Origin of the sequence: Rhodoblastus sp. (genome assembly GCF_041915505.1) — a bacterium.
Taxonomy (GTDB): domain Bacteria; phylum Pseudomonadota; class Alphaproteobacteria; order Rhizobiales; family Beijerinckiaceae; genus Rhodoblastus.
The window spans coordinates 1-5,198 of sequence record NZ_JAYSBG010000125.1 but is presented as its reverse complement, the minus strand read 5'-3'; the positions used below and the strand labels follow the sequence as shown (position 1 = coordinate 5,198).

Annotated in this window: 5 protein-coding genes; all 5 read right to left on the bottom strand. The window is 64.4% G+C overall.

The window, feature by feature from the left end:
• Positions 1 to 961, bottom strand: a 961-nt coding sequence (locus ACE3S9_RS09725; RefSeq protein WP_374546257.1) for an NAD(P)/FAD-dependent oxidoreductase, incomplete at its 3' end; no start/stop codon positions are given.
• A 117-nt stretch (positions 962 to 1,078) separates the two neighbouring features.
• Complete coding sequence (locus ACE3S9_RS09720; RefSeq protein WP_374546256.1) at positions 1,079 to 2,020, bottom strand: electron transfer flavoprotein subunit alpha/FixB family protein; 942 nt, start codon at positions 2,018 to 2,020, stop codon at positions 1,079 to 1,081.
• A complete protein-coding gene (locus ACE3S9_RS09715; RefSeq protein WP_374546254.1) occupies positions 2,020 to 2,766 on the bottom strand; it encodes an electron transfer flavoprotein subunit beta/FixA family protein in 747 nt (248 codons plus the stop codon). Before ACE3S9_RS09715 ends, ACE3S9_RS09720 begins: the two co-directional genes overlap by 1 nt.
• 17 nt (positions 2,767 to 2,783) lie before the next feature.
• Complete coding sequence (locus ACE3S9_RS09710) at positions 2,784 to 3,245, bottom strand: MaoC family dehydratase (protein ID WP_374546253.1); 462 nt, start codon at positions 3,243 to 3,245, stop codon at positions 2,784 to 2,786.
• A gap of 14 nt (positions 3,246 to 3,259) precedes the next feature.
• Positions 3,260 to 5,041: an acyl-CoA dehydrogenase gene (locus ACE3S9_RS09705; RefSeq protein WP_374546252.1), complete on the bottom strand. Its 1,782-nt coding sequence runs from the start codon at positions 5,039 to 5,041 to the stop codon at positions 3,260 to 3,262.
• Between the last annotated feature and the right edge of the window lie 157 nt (positions 5,042 to 5,198).

Genomic DNA, 5,198 nt, shown 5'->3' with positions numbered 1-5,198 from the left:
CCAGTTTCGGCACGGATTGCCAGCCGCCCTCGGTCAGGGCGCGGGCGCCATAGGCCAGGCGTTTGCCGCCGGCAAAGATGTCGCGCACCATCGGATGGGTCTTGAAGCGCTGGAACTCGTCGAATGGTGACAGCGTCGGGTTCTTGTAGTTCAGATGCACCACGAAGCCGACGACGACCTGATTGTCCTCGATGTGATAGAGGAACGAGCCGCCGCCCGTGCCGCCGCCGAGCGGCCAGCCGAACGAATGCTGGACGAGACCCGGCTGGTGTTTGGCCGGATCGATCCGCCACAGCTCCTTGAGGCCGATGCCGTATTTCTGGGGCTCGCGGCCCTGGTCGAGCCCGAATTTGGCGATGATCTGCTTGGACAAAGAGCCGCGCGCGCCCTCGGCGAAGAGCGTGTACTTTCCGCGCAGCTCCATGCCGCGGGTAAAGCTGTCCTTGGGGCTACCGTCGCGGCCGACGCCCATGTCGCCGGTGGCGATTCCGAGCACTTCGCCTTTGTCGCCGTAAAGCACTTCCGTGGCGGCGAAGCCCGGATAGATTTCGACGCCGAGCTCTTCGGCCTTGGCGCCGAGGAAGCGGCAGACATTGCCCAGCGAGCCCGCGAAATTGCCGTGATTGCTCATCAGCGGCGGCATCAGGAAATTGGGCAGGCGAATGCCGCCGGAGGGACCGAGCAGATAGAAGCGGTCGTCATTGACTTCGACGGTCAGCGGCCGGGCCGGGTCATTCCGCCAATCGGGCAGCAGCTTGTCGAGGCCCTTCGGGTCGATCACCGCGCCGGACAGAATATGCGCGCCGACTTCCGAGCCCTTTTCCACCACCACGACGGCAAGCGAAGGATCAATCTGCTTCAGCCGAATCGCCGCCGCGAGACCGGAAGGCCCGGCCCCGACCACGACGACGTCATAATCCATCGCCTCGCGGGAGGATTGCAATTCCGAATGGTTCGCCATGGGAAATTTCTCCTCGGCTTTCGGGGCGCCGGCGAAAAAATGCCGACGACGGACGCGCCGTCGCCGGCAAGGAGCCCGTCCAGGTGGGAGACCAGACAGGCAAGGAAATCAGTTCGCCTAACGTCCGATTTTGGCGAGTTCGTCCTTGAGTTCCGGCAGGGCGCTGTAGAGATCGGCGACGAGGCCGTAATCGGCGACCTGGAAGATGGGGGCTTCCTCGTCCTTGTTGATGGCGACGATGACCTTGCTGTCCTTCATGCCGGCGAGATGCTGGATCGCGCCGGAAATCCCCACCGCGATGTAAAGCTCCGGCGCCACCACCTTGCCGGTCTGGCCGACCTGCCAGTCGTTCGGCGCATAGCCGGCGTCGACCGCCGCGCGCGAGGCGCCCATGGCCGCGCCGAGCTTGTCAGCCACCGGCTCGATATAGGTCTTGAAATTCTCGGCGTTCTGCATCGCGCGGCCGCCCGAGATGATGACTTTCGCCGAGGTCAGCTCAGGACGATCCGAAACCGCGAGCGCCTCGCTCTTGAAGCTCGACAGGCCAGCCTCAGTCGGACCCGAAACCGGCTCGATCGCCGCGGAACCGCCCTCGGCCGTCGCGGCGAAGGTGGAGGTGCGCACCGTGATCACCTTCTTGGAATCGGTCGCCTGCACCGTCTGCACGGCGTTGCCGGCATAGATCGGGCGCTCGAAGGTGTCCGGCGACACCACCTTGGAGATTTCCGACACCTGCGCCACGTCGAGCAAGGCGGCGACGCGCGGAAGCACGTTCTTACCGGTCGAGGTCGCCGGCGCGACGATGGCGTCATAGGACGGCGCCAGCGCCACGATCAGATCGGCCAGAGGCTCGGCCAGGCCGTGCGAAAAAGCGTCGCCGCCAGCCGTCAGCACCTTGTCCACGCCCGAGAGTTTTGCGGCGGAATTGGCGGCTTCATCGCCCGCTCCGGCGACCAGAATATGCACCGGGCCGCCGAGCTGCGCGGCGGCGGTCAAAGCCTTGGCGGTGGAATCGTTGAGATGGCCGTTATGCACTTCGGCCAGAAGAAGAATCGTCATCAGAGCGCCCCCGCATCTTTCAACTTCGACACCAGCTCGGCGACCGAGCCCACCTTCACGCCGGCCTTGCGGGTCGGCGGCTCCGTGGTCTTCAGCACCTTCAGACGCGGCGTGACGTCGACGCCGTAATCGGCGGGCGTCTTCTCAGTGATCGGCTTCTTCTTGGCCTTCATGATGTTGGGCAACGAGGCGTAGCGCGGCTCGTTCAGGCGCAGGTCGGTGGTGACCACCGCCGGCGTCTTCAAGCTCACCGTCTGCAAGCCGCCGTCGACCTCGCGGGTGACGTCGACCGAGCCATCGGCCAATTCGACCTTGGAGGCGAAGGTGCCCTGGCCCCAGCCGAGCAGAGCGGCAAGCATCTGGCCGGTCTGGTTGGAGTCATCATCAATCGCCTGTTTGCCGAGGATGATGAGGCCGGGCTGTTCTTCCAGCGCCACCGCCTTCAGGATCTTGGCGACCGCGAGGGGTTCGACGGTCTCGTCGGTCTTGACCAGCACGCCGCGGTCGGCGCCCATGGCGAGGCCGGTGCGCAGGGTCTCGGTCGCCTGCTGCGGGCCGATCGACACCACCACCACTTCGCTCGCCTTGCCGGCTTCCTTGAGCCGAAGCGCCTCTTCCACCGCGATCTCGTCGAACGGGTTCATCGACATCTTCACATTGGCCAATTCAACGCCAGACCCGTCCGTCTTCACCCGGATCTTCACGTTGTAATCAACAACCCGCTTCACGGGCACAAGGATCTTCATCTGATGGCTCCAAGCGCTCACGCCGTTGCGGCGAGCTTCTTCTTTTCTTCACGCGTCTTGGCCGAACCGACCTTGACCGTCGCCTCGCCGATCACGACCTCCTTGCCGCCAACACGGCAGATCGTCTCCAGCACAACATGACGGCGCGCGTCGATCTCCTTGACCGTGACGCAGGCGTGCACGGTGTCGCCCGGGCGCACCGGGGCCACGAAACGCATTTTCTGTTCAAGATAGATCGACCCGGGACCGGGCAAACGGCCGGCGATGGCGGCGGAAATCACGCTCGCGGTCAGGAAGCCATGGGCGATGCGCCCACCGAACGGGGTGGAGCAGGCGAATTCTTCATTGATGTGGATCGCGTTATTGTCCCCCGACACGCCGGCGAACATCACGATGTCCGCCTCGGTGATGGTCTTCGAAAATGTCGCCGTCATGCCCGGCGCAAGATCCTCGACGTCGTAACCGTTGAGTTCGTTCATGGCGCTCTCCCCCCTCAGTGGATCATCAAGGCAGGATCGAATTGGGTGATCGCGTCGGGGCCGCCGACGATGCTGGCGAACAGCGGCTCCGTCTGCGGCAGGACATGCGCCGCATAGAAGAAGGCATAAGCCAGCTTGGCCTTGACGAAATTGGGATCCTCGCCCGCTTCCTGGCGCCTGAGCGCCGCTGCGGCCTGGCGGAGAACGAGCCAATAGCCGACGGTGATCCCCGTCAGATGCAGCATGGGAACCGCCGAAGCGGCCGTGCTCTCCGGCGCCGCCTGATGGGTCCTGACGATCCAGTCGACGGCCGAAGCAAAATGCCCGAGCGGCGTTTCCAGCGGCTTGGCGAGCGAGGCGATGCCGGATCCCGCCCAGGCTCGGAGGTCCGCTTCGATTTCGACGATCAGCGCCTTCGCTGCTGCGCCGCCGTCGCGCGCGATTTTGCGGCCGACGAGGTCATTGGCCTGGATCGCGGTCGTGCCTTCATAAATCGTGGTGATGCGGGCGTCGCGCAGGTGCTGGGCGGCGCCGGTCTCCTCGACGAAGCCCATGCCGCCATGGACCTGTATGCCGGTCGAGGCGATCCAGATCGCGTTTTCCGTGCACCAGCCCTTCACCACCGGCGTCAGCAGATCGACCACGGCCTGCGCTTTTTTCGCTTCGTCCGCGTCTGCCGACAGATGGGCGATGTCCATCTGTCCAGCGGTGAAATAGGCCAAGGCCCGCATCGCCTCGATGCGCGACTTCATCTCCAGCAGCATGCGCTTGACGTCGGGATGATAGGCGATCGGGTCGCCGGCTTTCGCCGCCAATGGTTTGCCCTGCACGCGCTCGAAGGCGTAGGAGAGCGCCTTTTGATAGGCGCGCTCGGCGATCGCCACGCCCTCGAGGCCCACATTGAGGCGGGCGTGGTTCATCATGGTGAACATATATTCGAGGCCGCGATTGGGCTCGCCGATCAGATAGCCGATCGCGCCGCCCTTCTCGCCGAAGGACATCACCGCGGTCGGGCTGCCGTGGATTCCGAGCTTGTGCTCGATCGAGGCGCAAACCAGATCGTTGCGCTCGCCGAGCGAGCCGTCGGAATTGACCAGGAATTTCGGCGCGATGAACAAAGAAATGCCTTTCACGCCGAGAGGCGCGTCGGGCAGGCGCGCCAGCACCAGATGAATAATGTTTTCGGCGACGTCGTTCTCGCCCCAGGTGATGAAAATCTTGGTGCCGGTGATGCGGTAAGCGTCGCCCTCGGGGACCGCCTTGGTCCGCACGGCGGCGAGGTCGGAGCCGGCCTGCGGCTCGGTCAAATTCATGGTGCCGGTCCATTTGCCGGAGGCCATGTTCGGCAGATAGGTCGCCTTCTGTTCGTCGGACCCATGGTGGTTGATGGCGTTCAACGCGCCCAGCGTCAGCATCTGGCACAACGAGAAGGCCATGTTGGACGCTTTCCACATTTCCAGCACCGGCGTCGCGACCAGCGCGGGCAGGCCCTGGCCGCCGAAATCCAGCGGCGCCGGCATGGCGTTCCAGCCGTTCTCGCAGAAGGCCGCATAGGCTTCCTTGATCCCGTCCGGCGTGGTCACCACGCCGTCCTTGCAGACGCAACCCTGCCTGTCGCCCGGCTGGTTCAGGGGCGCGAGCACGTCGCCGGCGAATTTGCCGGCTTCTTCGAGAATGGCCGCGACCAGATCTTCCGAAATCTCCTCATTGCCCGGCAGGGCCGTGACGCGGTCGAGGCCGCCGACTTCCTGTAGGGCGAACAGCATGTCGCGGATGGGCGCTTTATAAGCGGTCATGAATGGCTCCGATGGAATGAGGCGTCAGAGGCTCAGCCGATGGCCTCGGCCGAGCGCGCCTTTTCGCGCAGGATGAATTTCTGGATCTTGCCGGTCGAGGTTTTCGGCAGCGGGCCGAAGATGAAGCTCTTGGGCACCTTGAACCGCGCCAGATGCG

What these genes read in the sequence shown, in the direction of transcription:
- ACE3S9_RS09720 (WP_374546256.1), bottom strand. Translation starts at nt 2,020, where the DNA reads ATGACGATTCTTCTTCTGGCCGAAGTGCATAACGGCCATCTCAACGAT.
- ACE3S9_RS09715 (WP_374546254.1), bottom strand. Translation starts at nt 2,766, where the DNA reads ATGAAGATCCTTGTGCCCGTGAAGCGGGTTGTTGATTACAACGTGAAG.
- ACE3S9_RS09710 (WP_374546253.1), bottom strand. Translation starts at nt 3,245, where the DNA reads ATGAACGAACTCAACGGTTACGACGTCGAGGATCTTGCGCCGGGCATG.
- ACE3S9_RS09705 (WP_374546252.1), bottom strand. Translation starts at nt 5,041, where the DNA reads ATGACCGCTTATAAAGCGCCCATCCGCGACATGCTGTTCGCCCTACAG.